Source organism: Massilia sp. KIM (assembly GCF_002007115.1).
GTDB lineage: Bacteria > Pseudomonadota > Gammaproteobacteria > Burkholderiales > Burkholderiaceae_D > Telluria.
In genome coordinates, this window is the sequence record NZ_MVAD01000003.1 from 19,898 (window position 1) to 39,600 (window position 19,703).

Below are 19,703 nucleotides of genomic sequence, written 5' to 3' on the forward strand. Positions count from 1 at the left end.
GCCAGGAATTTCCCGGTAGTGTAATCGGTTTCTTATGCACACCGCAAAACCGCAGGACTGGGGCCTCAGGCCAGGTCGGCCGGGCTGTCGACGTCGCGCAGGATGCCGGGGTCGCGCACCACCACTTCGCGCACCGGGCAGGACATCAGGAGGCGGCGCGCGCCCTGGTCGCCGCTGCAGGCCTGCAAGGCTTCGCCATGCTCGGCGCCGAAGCCGACCGGATTGCCGCGCCGTCCGTCCAGCACCGGGACGGCGATGCCGGCGCCCTCCTCGAGCGCGGCGCGCAGGGCGCGCAGGGTCGCCTGGTCCAGGTAGGGCATGTCGCCCAGCGCCACCAGCCAGCCGGCGGCCGGCCATGCATGGCGCACGGCGTGGGCCAGCGACATGCCCATGCCGGCGTCGGCGTCCGGGCAGACCGTCACCTCGCAGCCAAGATCACGCAGCAAGGCCGCGACCCCGCCATCCTCGGGCGGGACCACGGCGACGGTGCGGGGGAAGACGGACAGCAGGGTGCGCGCGCTGGCGGCGACCACGAGGTCGCCGCCGGGCAGGCGCTGGAGCAGCTTGTTGCGCCCGCCCGTGGGATCGAAGCGGCGGCCCCGGCCGGCGGCGAGCAGGATGCCGGCCAGGTCAGTCAACTCAGGCCGCCGTCAGGTCGAAGGGCAGCTTGCGCAGGCGCTTGCCGGTCAGGCGGAACACCGCGTTGGCCAGCGCCGGCGCCAGCGGCGGCAGGCCGGGTTCGCCCAGGCCGGTCGGCGGGTCGTTGGACGGCACGACGTGCACCTCCACCTGCGGCATGTCGCTGTGGCGCGCCACCACGTAGTCGCCGAAGTTCGACTGCTCGACCACGCCGTCCTTGAGGGTGATGGCGGCGCCGGGCAGGGTCGTGCCCAGGCCCATCAGGGCCGCGCCCTGCACCTGGGCCTCGATCGACAGCGGGTTGACCGGCTGGTTGCAGTGCACGCCGGCGGTGACCTTGTGCAGCTTCGGCGCGCCGTTCACCATCGAGGCCTCGACCACGTAGGCGACCACGGTGCCGAAGGACTCGTGCACCGCCACGCCCCAGGCGCGGCCCTTGGGCAGGGTCTTCTTGCCGTAGCCGGACTTGGCCACCGCCAGGTCGAGCGCCGCCAGGTGACGCTTGTGCTTGTCGCCCATCAGCTTCTTGCGGTAGGCCACCGGGTCCATCTTGGCGATGTGGGCGGCCTCGTCGATCAGGGTTTCCATCACGTAGGCGGTATGGGTCGAGCCCACCGCGCGCCACCACAGCACCGGCACGTTGGCGTTCACCTGCTCCACCGTCAGCTGCATCGGCACCTCGTAGGGCGCGCCCATGCCTTCGACCGTGGTGCCGTCGATGCCGTTCTTGACCATCATCGGCTCGAAGGGCGTGCCGGTCAGGATCGACTGGCCGGCGATCTTGTGGTCCCAGGCCAGGATCTCGCCCTTGGCGTCCAGGCCGATCTCGGCGCGGTGCACGTAGGCCGGGCGGTAGTAGCCGCCCTTGATGTCGTCCTCGCGGCTCCACACCACCTTCACCGGCTCGGCGTGGCCGGCCGCGCGCCACGCCTTGGCCACGCGCACCGTGTCGGCGATCCAGTCCGATGTCGGCACCGCGCGGCGGCCGAAGCCGCCGCCGGCCATCATGGTGTTGATGGTGACCTGCTCCGGCTTGAGGTCCAGCAGCTTGGCCACGACCTGCTGGTCGATGGTCTGGAACTGGGTGCCGGCCCAGATGGTGCAGCCGCCTTCCTGCAGGGCGACCACGCAGTTGAGGGGCTCCATCGGCGCGTGCGCCAGATAGGGGAATTCATAGACCGCCGAGATGCGCTGGGCGCTGGACGCGAGTTTCGAGACGTCGGCCTTCATTGCCAGCGCGCCGCCCGGGGCCTTGGCGCGCGCCGCCAGCTCGGCGAACTGCTTGTCGCTGCTGACCTTCTCGACGCTCGAGGTATCCCATTCGATCTGCAGGGCGTCGCGGCCCTGCTTGGCCGGCCAGTAGCCGTCCGCGATCACGGCCACGCCGCGCGCGCTGCGGTCGAGGTCGACCTCGATCACGTCGAGCACGCCCTTGACCGCGCGCGCGGCGGTGGCGTCGACCCGCGCCACCTTGCCGCCGAAGACGGGGGGGCGGGCCACCAGCACGGTCCTGGCGTTGGCCGGTTTGAAGTCGATGCCGAACTGCTGCTTGCCGGTCGACTTGGCGCGGGCGTCCAGGCGCGGCATCGGCTTGCCGATGTAGCGGAACTGTTTGGGCTCCTTGAGCGCGACGGTGGTGGGCACCGGCTGCTTCATGGCTGCGTCGGCCAGCGCGCCATAGGTGGCCTTCTGGCCGCCCGGCCCATAGACCACGCCCTTGGCGGTGCGGCACTGGCCCGGGGCGACCTTCCACTGCTCGGCCGCGGCGGCCACCAGCATGCTGCGGGCGCGCGCGCCGATCTCGCGGTACTGGGTGTAGGAGCGGGCGATCGAGCCGGAGCCGCCGGTCATCTGGATACCGAAGCCCGGATCCCGGTAGACGTCGGCGGCCGGCGCCAGCTCGCTGCGCATCTGTGACCAGTCGGCGTCCAGCTCATCGGCGATCAGCATCGGCAGCGAGGTCTGCACGCCCTGGCCGAACTCGAGGCGGTTGACGATCACGGTGACCGTGTTGTCGGGCGCCACCCGCAGGAAGGCATTGGGGGCATACACCTTGGCGTCGGGCTTGGCCTCGGCCGCGCCGGCGAAGCGATTCGCGCCGGGCAGGAAGAAGCCCAGCACCAGGCCGCCGCTGGCGGCCGCGCCGGTCTTCAGGAAACCGCGGCGCGACAGCGCGCCCGCACCGATGCCCACCTGCGCGAGCGATTCGCGCTTGATCCATTCGAGTCGCATGGCGGTCTCCTCAGGCCAGGGTCTTGGCCGCATCCTTGATGGCGGCGCGGATCCGTTGATAGGTGCCGCAGCGGCAGATATTGCCGCTCATGGCGTTATCGATGTCGGCGTCGGTGGGGCGCTTGTTGGTGCGCAGCAGCGCGGCGGCGCTCATCACCTGCCCGCTCTGGCAGTAGCCGCATTGCGGCACGTCGTGCTTGACCCAGGCGTCCTGCACCGCCTTGCCGACCTTGTCGTTTTCCATCGCTTCGATCGTGGTGATCTTCTGTCCCTGGGCCGCCGAGATCGGCGTGATGCAGGAACGGATCGGGTCGCCGTTCAGGTGCACGGTGCAGGCCCCGCACAGCGCCGCACCGCAGCCGAACTTCGTGCCGGTCATGTTCAGGTTGTCGCGCAGCGCCCACAGGATGGGCGTGGACGGATCGGCGTCGACCTGCAGGTCGCGCCCGTTGATGTTCAAGGTGACCATGTACTCCTCCCTAGCGGATTGGACGTTGTTGCTGTTGTTGACTGCTTATGGACTGCTTACTTCTGTTCCAGCGACGACAGTTTCGCTTCCAGGTTCTTCAGGTCGATCGCGCCCGGGATGCGCGAGCCGTCGGCGAAGAAGATCGCCGGGGTGCCGGTGATGCGCAGCTTCTGGCCGAGTTCGACGACCTTGTCGTTCGGGGTCTCGCAGGCGGCGGGCGCGCTCGGCGGCAGCTTGCCGTTGACCATCCAGTCGTCCCAGGCCTTGAGGCGGTTCGGCGCGCACCAGATGTTCTTCGACTTCACGAACGAATCCTCGGACAGGATGTTGTACATGAAGGTATAGATGGTGACGTTGTCGACTTCCTTGAGCGTGGTCTGGCGCAGCCGCTTGCAATAACCGCAGTTCGGATCCTCGAACACGGCGATCACGCGCTTGCCATTGCCCTTGACCTGCTTCATGGCCATTTCCAGGGGCAGATCGCTAAACTTGATCTTGTTGATGTCGTCGATGCGCTCGCGGGTCAGGTTGCGCGAGCTCTTGGCGTCGTAGACGTGACCGATGAAGAGGTACTCGCCCTTCTTGTCGGTGTACAGGATATCGCCCGCCACCCTCACTTCGTACAGCCCGCCGTAGGGCGTTTCCTTGACCGATTCGATCTTGGCGCCGCCCAGGCGCGGCTCGAGGGCCTTCTTGATGGTCGCTTCGACCGTGTTCTGTGCGCCGACGCAGGATGCAATCAGCCCGGTCGCCAGCAGGAAGGCGAGCTTCGTCTTGATCATTTACTAAAATTCCTTAGATTGAAGTCCTGCCAATGGCGTGCGCCATCAGGCGGCGCTTGACACTTGGCAACTTGTCGAGCAAGTTTAATCCGAAATTGCGGACCACGCGCAGGGGCTCCAGATTGGCGCCGAACAAACGTTCGAGCCCATCCGTTGCCATTTGCATCAGCAGGACGTCTTCCTGGCGCTTGCGGGCGTAGCGCGCCAGCACCCGCTCGTCGGCGATGCCGCGCCGCTCTTCGCGTTCCTTGACCACCTCGAGCAGGTCGAGGATGTCGCCGAAACCCAGGTTCATGCCGTGGCCGGCCAGCGGATGCACGGCGTGGGCGGCGTCGCCCACCAGGGCCACGCGCGGCGCCACCAGGGAATGGGGGCGCACCAGGGCCAGGGGCACGGCCTTGACCTCTTCGGGCTGGAGCGGCTTGAGCACGCCCAGCTTGGGCTCGGCGTATTCGGCCAGGCGGATGGCGAGCTCACCGAGCGACTCGTCCATCAGGGTGTCGGCCAGGGTTTCCGGAGCCGACCACACCAGCGAGACGCGCTTGTCCGGCAGCGGCAGCAGGGCGATGATGCCGTCGGCGCAGGTGAACCACTGGTAAGCCACGCCGTGGTGCGGCTTCTCGCAGGAGAAATTGGTGACGATGGCGCGCTGGTGGTACATGCGGTAGTCGACGCCGATGTCGCACTGCCCGCGCACCCAGGATTCGCGGCCGTCGGCCCCGATCACCAGTTCGCAGTCGATCCGGCCGCCGTCCGCCAGGCGCACGGACGCGCCCTGCTCGCCGCAGGCGAGTTCGACGGCGCAGCCGCTCACGGTGCGCACGCTGGAAAACTTGAGGGCCGCGTCCAGGGCCCCGTTCAGGTTGCTGTCCTCGACGATCCAGGCCAGGGTGCCGACATGGGCGCCGAAGGCGTCGAAACCGAGGTTGCCGCCCTGCTGTCCGTCGCCGTGGATTTCCATGGCGTCGACCGCCGCCACCCGCGCCAGGTCGAGCGCGCCCCAGACCTTGAGCGAGGCCAGCAGGCCGTGGGCGGTATGGTTGAGGGCGTAAACACGCACATCCCAGGGCTGTTGCGCCGCCGAGGACGTCGCCGGGTCCTGGGCCTGGCGCGCGGGCGGGACCAGGAGGGTCACGCTGTGCCCGGCCTGGGCGAAACCGAGGGCGGCGGTCTTGGCGATGGCGCCATTGCCGACGATGCAGACGTCGCTCTTGAGCGGCGTGGAGGTGGAGATGGGCGTGGTCATGAAGACATTATAGCGAGTCGCCTACCGGCTGCCGGACTGCTGCGCGCGGGCGAAATAGGCTTGGAACGCGGCGGGGGCTTGCGAAGCTGAAAATGACTGGCTATAATCATGCCTCTCTTGGCCTGGTAGCTCAGTTGGTAGAGCAGAGGATTGAAAATCCTTGTGTCGGTGGTTCGATTCCGCCCCGGGCCACCAAGAATTCAGCAGCAAAGCGTGACGCCACCCTCGAGGTGGCGTTGTCGTTTCCGGGCGCCGCTTCACATCGAATCGAGATTGGACGTGATCCATTCGGCTTGCCCCCGGCAGTCCTCGACCGCGCCCTCGTCCATCTTCTCCAGCTGCCGGTACACCATCCCGAGACGCGGATTCCGGGACAAGGCCCCGGCGTTGCGACGGAAAAAATCCCAGTACAAGGCATTGAAGGGACAGGCAAGCTCGCCGATACGGCTTTTCTTGTCGTAATGACAGCCCTTGCAATAATCGCTCATGCGGTCGATGTAGGCGGCGCTGGACACATAGGGCTTGGTCGCCAACAAGCCGCCATCGGCAAACTGGCTCATCCCCAGCGTATTGGGCAGTTCGACCCACTCGAAGGCATCGATGTAGATGCCCAGGTACCACTGGTGCACCTCCCGGGGATCGAGGCCGGCCAGCAGGGCGAAATTTCCGATGATCATCAGGCGCTGGATATGATGCGCATGGGCCTGCTCCAGCGATTGCGTGATGGCGTGATTGAGGCAATTCATCCGGGTCTTGCCGTCCCAGAACCACACCGGCAGCGCCCGGGTATGGCCGAAGACATTCTTTTCCAGGTAGTCCGGCATCCTCGCCCAATACACGCCGCGCACGTACTCGCGCCAGCCCAGGATCTGCCGGATGAAGCCTTCCACGGCCGCCAGCGGTGCATGCCCCGCATGGTAAGCAGCCTCGGCTTTGGCGACGACTTCGCGCGGATCCAGCATCTTGACGTTCAAGGCGAACGACAGCAGCGAATGGAACAGGCGCCACGCGTGGACGCTCATGGCGTCCTGAAAATCGCCGAACTGCGGTAGCGCGTGCTCGATGAAGGCCTCCAGTTGTTGCAGGGCCTCTTCCCGGTTCAGCGCCCATGCGAAGCGGTCGGCATTCGGATTGCCGAAGCTGTTCACGCCCGCGTCCACGATCGTCTTCCACAGGCTGGAATGGTCATGCAGGGTGCGGGGATCGCGCGGCTCGGACGGTTTTCCGCGCCAGGGCTTGCGGTTCTCGGCATCGTAGTTCCACTGGCCGCCGACCGGCGTGCCGTCGGCTTCCATCAGGACCCGGTGCTCGACGCGCATGCGGCGATAGAAGAACTCCATCAGCCACTGCCTGCGCCCCGCGAAGATGTCGGATGCCTGGTGACGCGGCGAATAGAAATGCTCGCTGTCGACCATCAGCCAGGAGACCGCCGAGCGGCGTGCGTGCCGGTACAACTGTTCATCCAGGCGCCATTCGTCGGGCTCCTGGTATTCGACGGCGCCGGCCCGGTAGTGATCGATCAGCGCGTCGATATTGGCCGGTATCGCCTGCAGATTGCGCGGGTCGTCGATCGCCAGATAATGCACCCGATGGCCGGCCTCGCCCAGCCGGCGCGCCAGGTCCCGCATCGCGGCGAAGATCGCCAGGATTTTTTGCGCGTGATGCAGCACATAGTCGGTCTCCTGGCGGACCTCCATCATCACGTAGACGACGTCGTCCTGGACTTCGGAGAACCAGCGGTGGCGCGCATTGAGCTGGTCACCCAGGATCAACCTGAGGGTTTTCGCCGATGTGCGTGCTGTCCCTGTCATCCTCATCTTTCAGTGTGGGGGTTCGATCGTCGGCAAACCCGAAGAGCTGGAAGTGTAGCCGAGCCGTATCGCCGCCAGCGGCGTCCACAGCGAAAAATAAGCGGGTCATTTCCGCGTAGGTCCCGGCCTGGCCCAGCGGCTCGGCTACACTTGGCTCCTGGTCCGATCACACGGAGAGCGCGACATGATGAACAGTCTTCCCGACCAGTTTCACGCATTGGTCATCGGCGCCTCGGGCGCGATCGGGAAAGCCTTTGTCGACCTGCTCGGCGATTTGCCACGCTGCGCGAGCGTGCATGCGCTGCACCGGCACTCGACGCCCGCCATCGATTTCGCCGACGAATCCAGCGTTGCCGAAGCGGCGCGCGCCCTTGGCGGCAGCCGGCGCTACCACCTGATCATCAATGCGGCGGGCCTCTTGCATGGCGAGGCCTTCATGCCGGAGAAACGCCTCGCCGATCTGAACTACACGCAGATGCAGGCGACCTTCCAGGCCAACGCCTTCGGCCCCGCGCTGGTGCTGCGCCATTTCGTTCCGCTGCTGGCGGGCGAGCGCGCCATCCTGGCCATGCTGTCGGCCAAGGTGGGCAGCATCGGCGACAACCGTCTGGGTGGCTGGTACAGCTACCGCGCTTCCAAGGCCGCCCTCAACATGATGCTCAGGACGGCCGCGATCGAAGTCGCCCGCACCCAGAAGAACAGCGTGATCGTCGCACTCCATCCCGGCACCGTCAGCTCCCGCCTGTCGCAGCCGTTTCGCGGCGAAACCATCGGGCGGCCTGCGCATGATGCAGCAACCGACATGCTCGATGTCATCGATTCGCTGACGCCAGCGGACAGCGGATCGTTCCGATCCTACAATGGCGCCGAACTGCCCTGGTAGCCCGCTCGGCACAAGAGATGGGAAATCACCCTGCCAGGGCTTCGATTCCGCTTACTTCCCCACCATCTCGCGCATGCGGCGGCGCAGTTCCCGCTCGCGGCGCGCCTGCTCGGCCCAGTCCTCGCGCAGGCCGCGCCACAACGCGAGCACCATCAGCAGGATCACCAGCGAGAACGGCAAGGCGAACACGATGGTCGCGGTCTGCACCGCCTGCAGTCCGCCCGCCAGCAACAGGCTGATCGCGATCCCCGCCACCAGTACGCCCCACAACAGCTTGATACGCACGGGCGGCGCCGGGTTGCCGCCGGTGCTCATCATGCTCAGCACCAATACGGCGGAATCGCCGGAGGTCACGAAGAACACGAACACCAGCAAGGTTGCCACGACCGACATCAGGCCACCCAGCGGCAGTGCGTCGAACAAGGTGAACAGGGCGGTCGCGGTATCGGCCTCGACCGCGGCAGACAAGGGCACCTGGCGCCAGATCTCGAGGTAGAGGGCGCTTCCGCCGAAGACCGAGAACCAGACGAAGGCCGCCAGCGAGGGCGCCAGCACCGTGCCCAGCACGAACTCGCGCAGGCTGCGGCCGCGCGAGACGCGGGCGATGAACAGGCCGACGAAGGGCGACCAGGCGATCCACCAGGCCCAGTAGAAGATGGTCCAGTTGCCGACCCAGCTGCTGTCGCGGAAAGGCGTGGCGCGCAGGCTCATGCGCACGATCTCGGTCAGGTAACTGCCCAGGGTGTTGGTGAGCGTGTCGATGATGGCCACGGTCGGACCCAGCAGGAACACGGCCAGGGCCAGCAGTGCCGCCACGACCAGGTTGAAGTTCGAGAGCAGCTTGACGCCGCGCTCGACTCCGGACACGGCCGAGGCCAGGAAGATCGCGGTCGTGATCACGATGATCGCCACCTGGGCCGCCTGGCCGATCGCGACCCCGAACACGGCGTTCAGGCCGCTGTTGACCTGCAGCGCTCCCATGCCCAGCGAAGCGGCCACGCCGAAGGCGGTCGCCACCACGGCCAGGCCGTTGAACACGCCGGATACGCGGCGCAGGGGAGCCCACGGCAAGGAGCGGATGCTGGTGCTGATCAGGGCGTCGCCCTGGCGCCGGTACTGGAAGAAGGCGATCGCCAGCGCCACCACGCTGTACACCGCCCAGGGGTGCAGGCCCCAATGGAAGAAGGCGTAGCGCATGGCGGCGTTGGCGGCTTCCGGCGTGCGGTCCGTCACCCCGGGCGGCGCGTGCATGAAGTGCGAGATCGGCTCGGCCACGCCCCAGTACACCAGGCCGATACCCATACCCGCGGCGAACAGCATCGAAAACCAGCTGCCGAGGGAAAACTCCGGTTCCTCGTCCTCGCTGCCCAGCTTCAGGTTGCCGTAGCGACTCATGGCCACGAACAGCGCGAACAGCACCAGCCCGAGCACGATCCACAGATACAGCCAGCCGAAATTGCGGGTCACGGCGGCCAGCGCCGTGTCGAAGACCGCATCCATGTGCTCGGGTGCAAGAACGCCCCAGACGACGATGCACAGGATAAAGCCGGCGGAGAGAAGAATTTGCATGTAAAGACCTTTGGGGCATGCGGCCCCGTTGCGGGGGCGGTATGGTAAACCTTACATCGTTTTGCCGTCGCCCCGTTGACCTGCTGCGGGAACTGCGGAGCAGCGAGCCGGTCAAACGGCAAATGGGATCGGTGTGCATGTCCAACCCGCGTGGAGGCGTCATGAAACCGTATTTCGTCATGCTTGGAGCCGCCGCGGCGGCCGCGATGCTGCTTGCCTTGCCGTCCGGCCAGGCTGCGAAGGAAACTGCGCCCGCCTTCGATCCACTGTTTTCGGGCGCTACCTGCGGGCCACGCGCCGGCAAGCCGCCCGTGCTCGCCCATCTGGTGCAGGCCCAGGTCGAAACCCGTCCCTTCCTGCCGGCCCAGCGCGCGCCCAGTCAGGCCGCAACCGATACCGCGCCACCGCTGTACGACGACCTCGGCGCGCTGCACATGCCGGTCACCACCAGCTCGTCGCGGGCGCAGGCCTACTTCGACCAGGGCCTGCGCCTGACCTTCGCCTTCAACCACGCCGAGGCGGCGCGCGCCTTCCGCGCCGCGCAGGCGGCCGATCCGCGCTGCGCCATGTGCCATTGGGGCGAAGCCCTGGTCCTCGGCCCCAACATCAACGCGCCCATGTTCCCCGACGCGGTGGCGCCGGCCGCCGCCGCGGTCGCCCGCGCGCAGCGCCTGGCCAAGGGCGCCAGCCCGCCCGAGCAGGCCCTGATCCGCGCCGTGGCGCGCCGCTACAGCGCCGATCCGCAGGCCGACCGCGCCGCCCTCGACCAGGCCTACGCCGCCGCCATGACCGAGGCGGCGCGCGCCCACCCCAAGGACGACACCATCCAGGTGCTGTTCGCCGAGTCGCTGATGGACCTCTCGCCCTGGGACTACTGGGCGGCGGGCGGGGCCCAGCCCAAGGGTCGCACGGCCGAGATGGTCAACGCGCTCGAGCGTGTGCTGAAGCGCAATCCCTCGCACCCGGGCGCGGCCCACTACTACATCCACGCGGTGGAAGCCTCGGTGCATGCCGAGAAGGCGCTGCCGCCGGCACGCATGCTGGCGCATCAGATCCCGGGCGCCGGCCACATCGTGCACATGCCTTCGCACATCTACTACCGCCTCGGCATGTACCGCGAGGCGCTGGCCTCGAACCAGGCCGCGATCGCGGTCGACGAGCGCTACTTTTCGCGCGCCGGCAGCGACCCGGTCTACCGCGGCGCCTACTATCCGCACAACATCCATTTCGTGATGGTCTCGGCCCTGATGGGGGGCGACGGCCGCACCACCCTGCAGGCGGCGTCCAAGCTCGACGAGGTGATCACCCCCGAACAGCTCAAGGCCATCGGCCTGCTGCAACCGGTCAAGGCCGCGCCTTATTTCGCCCACGTCCAGTTCAGCAGTCCCGATGTGCTGCTGTCCCTGCCCGATCCCGGTCCGGATTTCGTCCTGGTCAAGGCCATGTGGCATTACGCGCGCGCCGTCGGCCATGCGCGACAGGGCGCTGCCGACGCCGCCCAGCGCGAGATCGCCGCCCTCGAGCGCATCGAGCGCAGCGGCGACTTCAAGCCGGTCGCTGACTGGGGCATCCCTGGCCGGGAAATCGTCAAGACGGCGCATGCGGTGGCACGGGGGCGACTTGCCGACATGCAGGGCAACCTGCCGGGCGCGATCGCCGCATACCGAGAGGCCGTGGCGATCCAGGACACGCTCCCTTACATGGAACCGCCCTACTGGTATTACCCGGTGCGCCAGTCGCTCGGCGTGGCCCTGCTGCGCGCCGGCCAGCTGGACGACGCCGAACAGGTGTTCCGCGCCTCGCTGGCGCGCACGCCCAGCAACGGCTGGGCCTTGCGCGGCCTGATGGAGGTCTACAAGCTGCGCGGCGATGAAGCGGCCCTGGGCGCGGTGCAAAAGCGCTTCGCCACCACTTGGCTGGGCAAGCCGGACGGACCGGCCCTGTCCTCGCTCTAGAAAGCGGGAGGGTCGGGGTCGCGGCGACCGAATACCGGCATGGGGCCCCCTCCCCCCATGCCGGCGGCATTGCCGCCACGGCCCCCTCCCTGCCCGCCCGTCCTGTCCCCCTGCGCGCCGGCGCGCGCCCTGCCGCCGCCCGCGCCCTGGCTGCGGGTCGGTCCTTGCAAGGGCACGCTCAGGGCGGCCGGGATCGGCTCCAGGTCGAGGGCGTCGCGGATGAAGTTGCGCAGGGAAACCACCAGCTCGGCGGTATGGATGGGCCGGCCCGCCGCCATGTCCGCGGCCGCCTGGCTGGCCAGGCGGCAATGCTCTTCGGTGCCCAGCAGGATGATGTCGGCCAGCGCGGCCTCGACGGCGTCGCGGATGCGGCGCGAGCGGTCCGATGCGCCCGCGCCGGCCTGGCCTTCCGGGCTTTCCATCTGCGCCTGCCCGGCCGTGCGCAGCTCGCGCAGGTGGCGCGGGTCGACCGTCAGCTCGCCGGTGAAGGAACCGCCCAGGGTGCGGTAGGCGGCGATCAGGGTCTTCAGCCGCTCGTTGATCTGGCGGTTCATGCGCTCGCGGCGCTGCTGCACGGTCTGCATCACCAGGATGCGGATGCCGACCCCGAGCAGGGTGAAGATGGCCAGCCCGATCATCGTGGTCAGGGCGGCTTGCCAGGAGGTGAAATCCATCTGGTGCACGGCGGCCTCGGCAAGTTTGTTGTCCTGAGGCCAGTGTACTGATCCGCCGTACGGCGCAGCGCCCGCATGGCCGGGACGGCGACCGGCTTGCGCGCGGCAAGCGTCGGCGCGGCCAGCATCGGGGCGGCCGGTTTCCGGGCGGCCAGTCGGGGTGACCGGTATCAAGCCAGTCCGTGTTTGGGCGGCCAGTATCGACGCGGCCAGGGTGAGACGGACCAGCTCAGCTCGACAGCGCGGCGACAAGCCCGGCCGCCGCCAGCTACACTAAGCGCATGTTTGATTCTGTGGAGCATCTTATGCGCTACAAAACGCTGACCGCCGCCTCTTTCCTGCTCGGCCTGGCCGCAGGCGCAGCCCTGGCCCAACCCGCGTCTGCGCCCCTGAAAACCATCCCCGCGCTCGACGTGAAGCGCTACATGGGCACCTGGTACGAGATCGCCAAGTTCCCCAACCGCTTCCAGAAGAAGTGCGCCGGCGACACCACCGCCACTTATGGCCTGCGCGAGGACGGCCGGGTAAGCGTCGTCAACCGCTGCCGCACGCATGAAGGCGGCGAAGACGTGGCCGAGGGCGTGGCCAGGCAGCTCGGCGCGGCGGACTCGCCCCGCCTCGAAGTGCGCTTCGCGCCCGCCATCCTGTCCTTCATCCCGCTGGTCTGGGGCGATTACTGGGTGATCGACCTGGACGAGCAGTACCAGCTCTCCGCCGTCAGCGAACCCAAGCGCGAATACCTGTGGATCCTGTCGCGCAGCCCCCAGGTCGACCCGGCCGCCTACGAGGCCCTGCTGGGACGTCTCGCCGCCCAGGGCCTGGACACCTCCAAGCTGGAGCGCACCAGCCACACGGGCGCGGCCCGGTAGGCAGCGGCCCTCCAGGCTGCTATAGTATTTTCGGCTCCCGTCCCCATCTGCGGCCGGGCAGGAAGACCGGTGCAGGCGCCGCCCCAGGGCCTGGCGTCTCTGCTTTCCGGTCGACTTACCTTCCTGTCAACACCGCTGCCGGCGCCTCGCCGGCCGCCTGCCCTCACGCTGAGCGGGCCCACGGCCCTGTTTGAGACCATGTCTGTTCGTACGATCCTGCACCGGGGACGCGCACGCGCTCCCTTCCTGCTCGCCGCGCTGGCCGTGCTGGCGGGGCCGCGCCCGGCCGCCGCCCTGCCCTCGCCCTCGCCGCTCTACGGCGCCGACCCGCTGGCGGCGATGATCAACGCCTACCGCGCCGCCCCCGGCGCCTGCGACGGCCGCGCCGCTGCGCCGGCTGCGCCGCTCGACGCCCATCCGGCCCTGTCCCAGGTGCGCATCGGCCCCGCCACCTTCATCGAGAACGCGCTGGAGCGGGTGGGCTATGCGGCCGAACAGGCCGAACTCGTCTCGGTCACCGGTCCCGAGGACGCGCAGGCTGCGATGACGGTGCTCGTGCAGAAGCACTGCCGCACCCTGCTGAGCACGCGCTTTTCGGCGATCGGCAGTTACCGCGAAGGCAAGGAATGGACGGTGGTGCTGGCCCGCCCCGCGCCGCCCCTGCCTTCGGTCGCCTTCCCCGACTGGCGCGACGCCGGCAGGGTGATCCTGGACGGCGTGAACGCGGCGCGCGCCAGCGGCTATACCTGCGGCCGCCAGTATTTCCCCCCGGCCCCGCCGCTGAGCTGGAACGCCGCGCTGGGCAAGGCCGCGCTCGGCCACAGCGAGGACATGGCGGCGCGCCGCTACTTCGCCCACAAGGCGAAGGACGGCAGCATGGCGGCCGAGCGCGCCCTGCGCGCCGGCTACCGCTGGCGCCAGGTGGGCGAGAACATCGCCTTCGGCCAGAACACGCCTGAGGAAGCCGTGGCCGGCTGGCTCGACAGCCCCGGCCACTGCGCCAACATCATGAACGCCGGCTTCACCGAGATGGGCGCGGCCTACGGCATCGCGGCCGAGCGGCGCGCCGGCATCATCTACTGGACCCAGGTGTTCGGCCGCCCGAACTGAGCCGCACGCCGGCGCGGCGTCCCGCACCTGAACCGCTATCGCCCTCCTTGCGTGGGCGGGGCAACCGAGTTCGCGTACGCGCCGGCTTAAGCTTGCGGCTGGTTCCTCGATCCCTTCGACAGGACAACGATGACGCAAGCACAACTCGGCCTGGTCTGCATCACGGCCTCCACGGAGGTGCGCTACCGTGCGCTCACGCGCAAGCGCCTGCTGGCGCATGACGAGCAGGCCCAGCGCAAGCTGCTCGAGGATTTGTATCGCGACAACATCCAGACCCTGGACAGCGCGCTGCGCTATTGCGAAGCCACCGGCATCCGGCTCTACCGCATGCCTTCCTCGATCTTCCCCTTCGCCGACGAGCCGATCGGCCGCGAGGTGCTGGAAGGCTTCGCCGCCACGCTGGGGCGCTCGGGCCGCCGCGCCATCGAGCGCGGCACCCGCCTGGTGATGCATCCGGAGCAGTTCGTGGTGCTGAATTCCGATTCGGAAGGGGTGGTCGCCAACAGCATCAAGATCCTGCAAATGCATGCCGACATCATGGACTTGCTCGATCAGCCGCGCACGCCCTGGGCCCTGCTCGAAATCCACGGCGGCAAGGCCGACCGCGCCGATGCCCTGGTCGAGCGCATCGCCCGGCTGCCGGACGGGATACGCTGCCGCATCGGGCTCGAGAACGACGAGTACGCCTACAGCGCCGAGGAAATCCACGACATCTGCATGCGCGCCGGGGTGCCGATGGTGTTCGACGCCCACCACCATGTGGTGCACGAGGACCTGGACAGCTACGAGCACCCGAGCGTGGAAGCCATGCTGCGCAAGGCGCGCGAGACCTGGAACGTGCCCGGGCACCAGCTGGTGCACATCTCGAATGGACGCAGCAGCTTCAACGACCGCCAGCATGCCGACCTGATCGTGACCATGCCCTCGTCCTACCGGATGGCGCCCTGGATCGAGATCGAGGCCAAGTTGAAGGAAGAAGCGATCCGCGGCCTAGACGGCTGGGAAGCGCGCTTCGGCTGACACCCGCGCCAGCCAGGGGGCGATGACCTCGCCCAGCGCCTGCGGGGCCTCGATCGGGATCATGTGTCCACTGTCCTCGATCACCACCAGCTCCGAGCCCGCGATCCCCGCGTGCAGCTCTTCCGATTCCTGCCGGCTGCGCAGCCGGTCCTGCCCGGCGGCGACGATCAGGGTCGGACAGCGGATCTCGTGCAGGCGCCCCAGGTCGCCGGGGCGCTCCAGCATCGACTGGCGCCGGAAGGCTTCGCCGCCCAGCCGCACGCCCATGGCCCGCACGCGCTCGATCAGCGCCTCGTTGTCGCGCTCGCGCGGGTGCAGCGAGGTGGCGATCGCCGTGCGGCTCAGGCCCGCGAAGGACACCGAGGGCGCGGCGCGCGCCACCGCCCCCTTGCTCTGCCTGAGCGCGGGCGAATCGGGACGGGTGGAGGTGGCGATCAGGACCAGGGCGCGCACGCGCTCCGGCGCCTGGTAGACGATCTCGCGGGCGACGTAGCCGCCCATGGAAAAACCGATCAGCACGAAGGACGGCGGCGCGCCGCCGAGGGCGCGGCGCGCCATCGCTTCGAGGGTCGAGTCGTGACGCAGGTCGGCATGCGCCAGCGGCCCGAAAGGAGCCAGCCGGCCGGCCACGCCGTCCCAGAGCGTCTCGTCGGCCATGTAGCCGGGAACGAGCAGGATGGACATCGCGCCATCATAGCAAAGGCGGGTCCATGCGGCAGCCTTACTCGGTGTTGCGCATCTGCGCCTGCGAGACGTTGCTGCCCGGCGGGACGCTCTGGGTCAGCCAGACGTTGCCGCCGATGGTGGACCCGGCCCCCACCGTGATGCGCCCGAGGATGGTGGCGCCGGCGTAGATCACCACGTCGTCCTCGACGATCGGGTGGCGCGGCGTGCCCTTGACCAGCGCCCCGTTGGGGTCCACCGGGAAGCGCTTGGCGCCCAGGGTCACGGCCTGGTACAGGCGCACCCGCTCGCCGATGACGGCGGTCTCGCCGATGACCACCCCGGTGCCGTGGTCGATGAAGAAGCTGGCCCCGATGCTGGCCGCCGGGTGGATGTCGATCCCGGTCAGCGAGTGGCCGATGTCGGCGATCAGGCGCGCCAGGAAGGGCACGCCCAGCCGGTACAGGCGATGCGCCAGGCGATGGTAGAGGATGGCGATGGTGCCCGGGTAGCACAGCATGATCTCGGCCACCGAGGTCGCCGCCGGGTCGCCGGCCAGCGCGGCCTGCACGTCCGACACCAGCAGGCCCCGGATATCGGGCAGGCTGGCGGCGAAATCGCGGGTGATGGCGCGCGCCCGCTCGGCCAGCTCGGGCTCCCCGAGCTCCTCGCCCTGGGGCGTGAAGCGCAGCGCGCGCCTTACCTGCTCGACCAGGCGGTCGAGCGCGACGGTGAGGGTGTCGCCGACGAAGAAATCGATGCTCTCGTCGTTCAGGTCGGGCCGGCCGTAATGGGTGGGAAAGAGCGCGGCCGAGACGCCGTCCACCACTTGCCTGAGCACCTCGCGCGAGGGCAGCTCGCGCACGCGCCGCTGGTGGCGGATGTTGTGGGTGGTCTCGCGCGAGGTGCGCAAGGCATCGATGACGGGCCCCAGGTGCCAGTGCACCGAGCCGCCGGAATAGGGAAAGTCGCTGTTCATCCGCCGAGCCTACCCGAGAGCGGCGCCGGCCGGAACGAATTAGATCATGGATCGATATAAGGATTTCATCTAAGTCAAACGCGACGGCCGGCGTCCCCTCTTCCCTCTGGATGCCTGGGCCTGCTTGCCCCGGCTGAGTTTCTCGGGCAACATCGGCTACACGACTTTCTTCCGGCGAGCCATATCATGAATCTTCCCTCCCACCAGCTCAGCATGACGGTGCTGATGACGCCCGACACCGCCAATTTCTCCGGCAACGTCCACGGCGGCATCATCCTCAAGCTGCTCGACCAGGTCGCCTATGCCTGCGCCAGCCGCTACGCCGGCTTCTACGTGGTCACCATGAGCGTCGACCAGGTGACCTTCCGCCAGCCCATCCACGTCGGCGAGCTGGTGACCTTCCTCGCCGCCGTCAACTACACCGGCCGCAGCTCGATGGAAATCGGGATCAAGGTGATCGCCGAAGACATCCGCGGCCAGGTGGTGCGCCACGTGAACAGCTGCTTCTTCACCATGGTGGCGGTGGACGACGACCGCAAGCCGGTCGCCATCCGCCAGCTCGAGCCCGGCACGCCGGACGAGCAGCGCCGCTGGGAAGAAGCCAAGGGCCGGCGCGAGCTGCGCCTGGCGCTCGAACGCCAGCATGCGGAGCGGATCGCCTCGCGCGCCACCTGATACGGCCGGGTGTTGCACCCATGCCAATTGTTTATCTGGCGCAAACGCTGCTATAATGGCGTTTTCCTGGCCTGGTAGCTCAGTTGGTAGAGCAGAGGATTGAAAATCCTTGTGTCGGTGGTTCGATTCCGCCCCGGGCCACCAAGAACACCACGCTTAACGCCAATCCATCGGATTGGCGTTGTCGTTTCCGGGGCCGGACAAGTCTGGCTGAGGCCGCTTCCCATCGTACAGCACTGGCAGACGCTCACACGCCGAGCGGTATGCGCGCCTGTCCGCTAGATCATCTCCAGGGGCATTTTGTGGTTCGGCGGAGGGAAGACGCGGTCCAGGGCCGCGAGCTGGTCCGGCGTCAGGTGAATGTCGAGCGCGACCCGGTTCTGCTTGGCATGCCCGGGCGAGCTGGCCTTCGGGATCGCGGTCAGGTGCTCCTTGCGCAGCACCCAGGCCAGGGCGATCTGGGCCGGACTGGCGGAATGCTCGTCGGCGATGCGCCGCAGTTCCGGGTTCTTCATCAGGCGGCCCTGCTCCAGCGGAGAATACGCCATGATCGGAATGCGATGCCGCTCGCACCACGGCATCAGGTCGTATTCGACGCCTCGCCGGCTCAGGTTGTACAGCACCTGGTTGCTCGTCACCGCATCCCCACCCGACAGCCTGATGAGCTGCTCCATGTCCGGCACATCGAAATTGCTCACGCCCCAGTAGCGGATCTTTCCGGCGCCCAGCAGGTCGTCGAAGCCGGCCAAGGTGTCCGCCAGCGGCACCCCGCCGCGCCAGTGCAACAGGTAGAGATCGATGCGGTCGGTGTTGAGACGGCGCAGGCTGTTCTCGCAGGCCTCCACCATTCTCTTGCGCGACGCATTATGGGGAAGCACCTTGTCGACGATGAAGGTCTGTTCCCTGCGCCCTTCGATCGCCTTGCCGATCAAGGCCTCGGCCGCGCCGTCGCCATACATTTCGGCCGTGTCGATCAAGGTCATGCCGATGTCGATACCGAAGCGCAGCGCGTCGATTTCGTTCTGGCGGTTTTCCGGTCGCTCCCCCAGGCCCCAGGTGCCTTGTCCGAGGACAGGCACTTCCCGGCCCGACGGTAATCTTGTTGTGCGCATGATGGCTCCTGTGGTCCTGCGTTGATGGGAAGGGCTCAGCTTATCCTGAGCACGACTTTACCGCGCACATGGCCGGTGAGCACCTCGTCGAGCGCGTCCTGGGCATCGGCGAAGGGCACGATGTCGTGCAGCGCCACCTGCAGCGCGCCGTCATCGAACAGGCTGGCCAGCTGCGCCAGGCGCGCGCCATTGCCGCGCACCACATGGTCGGAAATGACGTCCACGCCAGGCCGCCCGACCGTTACCGAACCGGGCAGGTCGACCATCCTGCCGCCCTCCTTGAGCGCCCACACGTAGTCGTTCGCGTCCTCGCCGCGCACGCAGTTGAGGATCTTGTCGACCCCGCCGGGAAAGGCCGCCAGGATCGCCCTGCTGAGGTCGTCCGCTTCGGTATAGTCGATCACCACCTCGGCGCCGAGGTCGGCCAGGAAATCCCGGTTGCGGCGGCTGGCGGTCGCCCCGACGCGCGCGCCGAACAGCGATGCGATCTGTACCGCGAGGTGGCCGACCCCGCCCGCGCCGCCACTCACCACCACGATCTCGTCTTCCTTGACGGCGAGCAGCTCGATCAGCGATTCATAGGCGCTCAGCCCGGCGATCGGCAGTCCGCCCGCTTCCATCGGCGCGATCGAGGCCGGCACGCGCGCAATGTAATCGTCCGGCACTAGCATGTACTCCGCCCAGGAACCATTGTCCGCCAGCGGGTAATTGTAGGCGTACACGTACTGGCCCTCGGCAAAGCCCTCCACCTGCGCGCCCAGCGCCGCGATCGAGCCGGCCCCGCTCAGGCCCAGCACCAGGGGGAAGGCGTGCGCCACGTCGCTTGCGCCGGTGCGCACCAGTTCATCCCAGATGCCGACCTCGGCGCTGCGCATCTTGATCAGGACCTCGCGCGGGCCCGGCCTGGGCACCGGGAGGTCGTCCATCAACACGATCTCGCCGCCGTAGCCCTGGATGGCCCAGCCACGCATTGTGTCGGTCGAAGCTCCTGTACTGGCCATTGCCGGTCCCCTGT

Annotated in this window: 18 protein-coding genes and 2 tRNA genes; 8 read left to right on the top strand and 12 right to left on the bottom strand. The window is 68.0% G+C overall.

The window, feature by feature from the left end:
• Positions 1 to 65: 65 nt before the first annotated feature.
• Genes B0920_RS20365 through B0920_RS20385 form a run of 5 tightly spaced genes read right to left on the bottom strand, consistent with a single transcriptional unit; the run spans position 66 to position 5,368 of the window.
• Complete coding sequence (locus tag B0920_RS20365) at positions 66 to 638, bottom strand: NTP transferase domain-containing protein (RefSeq protein WP_078034521.1); 573 nt, start codon at positions 636 to 638, stop codon at positions 66 to 68.
• Between the two features lies 1 nt (position 639).
• On the bottom strand, positions 640 to 2,871 hold the full coding sequence (locus B0920_RS20370; protein ID WP_078034522.1) for a xanthine dehydrogenase family protein molybdopterin-binding subunit: 2,232 nt from the start codon (positions 2,869 to 2,871) through the stop codon (positions 640 to 642).
• Between the two features lie 10 nt (positions 2,872 to 2,881).
• Complete coding sequence (locus B0920_RS20375; protein WP_078034523.1) at positions 2,882 to 3,340, bottom strand: (2Fe-2S)-binding protein; 459 nt, start codon at positions 3,338 to 3,340, stop codon at positions 2,882 to 2,884.
• A 56-nt stretch (positions 3,341 to 3,396) separates the two neighbouring features.
• Complete coding sequence (locus B0920_RS20380) at positions 3,397 to 4,122, bottom strand: DsbC family protein (protein WP_078034524.1); 726 nt, start codon at positions 4,120 to 4,122, stop codon at positions 3,397 to 3,399.
• A gap of 13 nt (positions 4,123 to 4,135) precedes the next feature.
• The gene (locus tag B0920_RS20385; protein WP_078034525.1) at positions 4,136 to 5,368 is read right to left on the bottom strand and encodes an FAD-dependent monooxygenase; all 1,233 of its coding nucleotides are present in this window, start codon (positions 5,366 to 5,368) and stop codon (positions 4,136 to 4,138) included.
• Between the two features lie 119 nt (positions 5,369 to 5,487).
• Between B0920_RS20385 and B0920_RS20390 the strand changes: the two genes are divergently transcribed.
• Positions 5,488 to 5,563, top strand: a tRNA-Phe gene (locus B0920_RS20390).
• Positions 5,564 to 5,625: 62 nt separating this feature from the next.
• Here B0920_RS20390 and B0920_RS20395 read toward each other — a convergent pair.
• The gene (locus B0920_RS20395; protein ID WP_078034526.1) at positions 5,626 to 7,179 is read right to left on the bottom strand and encodes a cryptochrome/photolyase family protein; all 1,554 of its coding nucleotides are present in this window, start codon (positions 7,177 to 7,179) and stop codon (positions 5,626 to 5,628) included.
• A 187-nt stretch (positions 7,180 to 7,366) separates the two neighbouring features.
• Here B0920_RS20395 and B0920_RS20400 point away from each other — a divergent pair, with 187 nt between their 5' ends.
• A complete protein-coding gene (locus B0920_RS20400) occupies positions 7,367 to 8,062 on the top strand; it encodes an SDR family NAD(P)-dependent oxidoreductase (protein ID WP_218669403.1) in 696 nt (231 codons plus the stop codon).
• Between the two features lie 51 nt (positions 8,063 to 8,113).
• Here the strand turns inward: B0920_RS20400 and B0920_RS20405 are convergent, their stop codons facing one another.
• Complete coding sequence (locus B0920_RS20405) at positions 8,114 to 9,631, bottom strand: BCCT family transporter (protein WP_078034528.1); 1,518 nt, start codon at positions 9,629 to 9,631, stop codon at positions 8,114 to 8,116.
• Positions 9,632 to 9,792: 161 nt separating this feature from the next.
• On the opposite strand from B0920_RS20405, the gene B0920_RS20410 reads away from it, so the two are divergent.
• Entirely contained in the window at positions 9,793 to 11,586 is a 1,794-nt protein-coding gene (locus B0920_RS20410) for a tetratricopeptide repeat protein (protein WP_179119256.1), read from the top strand.
• Here B0920_RS20410 and B0920_RS20415 read toward each other — a convergent pair.
• Entirely contained in the window at positions 11,583 to 12,260 is a 678-nt protein-coding gene (locus B0920_RS20415; protein ID WP_078034529.1) for a hypothetical protein, read from the bottom strand. The two genes, B0920_RS20410 and B0920_RS20415, sit on opposite strands and share 4 nt — an antisense overlap.
• Positions 12,261 to 12,565: 305 nt before the next feature.
• On the opposite strand from B0920_RS20415, the gene B0920_RS20420 reads away from it, so the two are divergent.
• The 3 genes from B0920_RS20420 to uvsE all read left to right on the top strand — a co-directional run bounded on the left by B0920_RS20420 (position 12,566) and on the right by uvsE (position 15,259).
• Positions 12,566 to 13,129, top strand: a complete 564-nt coding sequence (locus B0920_RS20420) for a lipocalin family protein (RefSeq protein WP_078034530.1) — start codon at positions 12,566 to 12,568, stop codon at positions 13,127 to 13,129.
• A gap of 198 nt (positions 13,130 to 13,327) precedes the next feature.
• On the top strand, positions 13,328 to 14,239 hold the full coding sequence (locus B0920_RS20425) for a CAP domain-containing protein (protein WP_078034531.1): 912 nt from the start codon (positions 13,328 to 13,330) through the stop codon (positions 14,237 to 14,239).
• A gap of 129 nt (positions 14,240 to 14,368) precedes the next feature.
• On the top strand, positions 14,369 to 15,259 hold the full coding sequence (gene uvsE, locus B0920_RS20430) for a UV DNA damage repair endonuclease UvsE (protein ID WP_078034532.1): 891 nt from the start codon (positions 14,369 to 14,371) through the stop codon (positions 15,257 to 15,259).
• Here uvsE and B0920_RS20435 read toward each other — a convergent pair.
• Together B0920_RS20435 and epsC are read right to left on the bottom strand one after the other, a co-directional pair.
• A complete protein-coding gene (locus tag B0920_RS20435) occupies positions 15,230 to 15,943 on the bottom strand; it encodes an alpha/beta fold hydrolase (RefSeq protein WP_078034533.1) in 714 nt (237 codons plus the stop codon). The genes uvsE and B0920_RS20435 overlap by 30 nt on opposite strands.
• A 37-nt stretch (positions 15,944 to 15,980) precedes the next feature.
• Positions 15,981 to 16,901 (bottom strand): serine O-acetyltransferase EpsC, encoded by a 921-nt coding sequence (epsC, locus tag B0920_RS20440; RefSeq protein WP_078034534.1) that lies wholly within the window; start codon positions 16,899 to 16,901, stop codon positions 15,981 to 15,983.
• A gap of 186 nt (positions 16,902 to 17,087) precedes the next feature.
• Between epsC and B0920_RS20445 the strand changes: the two genes are divergently transcribed.
• Together B0920_RS20445 and B0920_RS20450 are read left to right on the top strand one after the other, a co-directional pair.
• Positions 17,088 to 17,576 carry an acyl-CoA thioesterase gene (locus B0920_RS20445; RefSeq protein ID WP_078034535.1) on the top strand — a complete coding sequence of 163 codons (489 nt, stop codon included), beginning with the start codon at positions 17,088 to 17,090 and terminating at the stop codon, positions 17,574 to 17,576.
• 68 nt (positions 17,577 to 17,644) lie between these two features.
• Positions 17,645 to 17,720 (top strand) — tRNA-Phe (locus B0920_RS20450).
• Between the two features lie 134 nt (positions 17,721 to 17,854).
• Here B0920_RS20450 and B0920_RS20455 read toward each other — a convergent pair.
• A complete protein-coding gene (locus B0920_RS20455; protein ID WP_078034536.1) occupies positions 17,855 to 18,688 on the bottom strand; it encodes an aldo/keto reductase in 834 nt (277 codons plus the stop codon).
• Between the two features lie 35 nt (positions 18,689 to 18,723).
• Positions 18,724 to 19,659, bottom strand: coding sequence for an NADP-dependent oxidoreductase (locus B0920_RS20460; protein ID WP_179119257.1), 936 nt, complete (start codon positions 19,657 to 19,659; stop codon positions 18,724 to 18,726).
• Between the last annotated feature and the right edge of the window lie 44 nt (positions 19,660 to 19,703).

Bases quoted from the DNA above. Each gene is read 5' to 3' on its own strand.
- B0920_RS20410 (WP_179119256.1), top strand. From the start codon at position 9,793: ATGAAACCGTATTTCGTCATGCTTGGAGCCGCCGCGGCGGCCGCGATG.
- B0920_RS20400 (WP_218669403.1), top strand. From the start codon at position 7,367: ATGAACAGTCTTCCCGACCAGTTTCACGCATTGGTCATCGGCGCCTCG.
- B0920_RS20460 (WP_179119257.1), bottom strand. From the start codon at position 19,659: ATGCGTGGCTGGGCCATCCAGGGCTACGGCGGCGAGATCGTGTTGATG.
- B0920_RS20385 (WP_078034525.1), bottom strand. From the start codon at position 5,368: ATGACCACGCCCATCTCCACCTCCACGCCGCTCAAGAGCGACGTCTGC.
- B0920_RS20420 (WP_078034530.1), top strand. From the start codon at position 12,566: ATGCGCTACAAAACGCTGACCGCCGCCTCTTTCCTGCTCGGCCTGGCC.
- B0920_RS20375 (WP_078034523.1), bottom strand. From the start codon at position 3,340: ATGGTCACCTTGAACATCAACGGGCGCGACCTGCAGGTCGACGCCGAT.
- epsC (WP_078034534.1), bottom strand. From the start codon at position 16,901: ATGAACAGCGACTTTCCCTATTCCGGCGGCTCGGTGCACTGGCACCTG.
- B0920_RS20425 (WP_078034531.1), top strand. From the start codon at position 13,328: ATGTCTGTTCGTACGATCCTGCACCGGGGACGCGCACGCGCTCCCTTC.
- B0920_RS20415 (WP_078034529.1), bottom strand. From the start codon at position 12,260: ATGGATTTCACCTCCTGGCAAGCCGCCCTGACCACGATGATCGGGCTG.
- uvsE (WP_078034532.1), top strand. From the start codon at position 14,369: ATGACGCAAGCACAACTCGGCCTGGTCTGCATCACGGCCTCCACGGAG.
- B0920_RS20380 (WP_078034524.1), bottom strand. From the start codon at position 4,122: ATGATCAAGACGAAGCTCGCCTTCCTGCTGGCGACCGGGCTGATTGCA.
- B0920_RS20395 (WP_078034526.1), bottom strand. From the start codon at position 7,179: ATGACAGGGACAGCACGCACATCGGCGAAAACCCTCAGGTTGATCCTG.
- B0920_RS20445 (WP_078034535.1), top strand. From the start codon at position 17,088: ATGAATCTTCCCTCCCACCAGCTCAGCATGACGGTGCTGATGACGCCC.
- B0920_RS20435 (WP_078034533.1), bottom strand. From the start codon at position 15,943: ATGTCCATCCTGCTCGTTCCCGGCTACATGGCCGACGAGACGCTCTGG.
- B0920_RS20455 (WP_078034536.1), bottom strand. From the start codon at position 18,688: ATGCGCACAACAAGATTACCGTCGGGCCGGGAAGTGCCTGTCCTCGGA.
- B0920_RS20405 (WP_078034528.1), bottom strand. From the start codon at position 9,631: ATGCAAATTCTTCTCTCCGCCGGCTTTATCCTGTGCATCGTCGTCTGG.
- B0920_RS20370 (WP_078034522.1), bottom strand. From the start codon at position 2,871: ATGCGACTCGAATGGATCAAGCGCGAATCGCTCGCGCAGGTGGGCATC.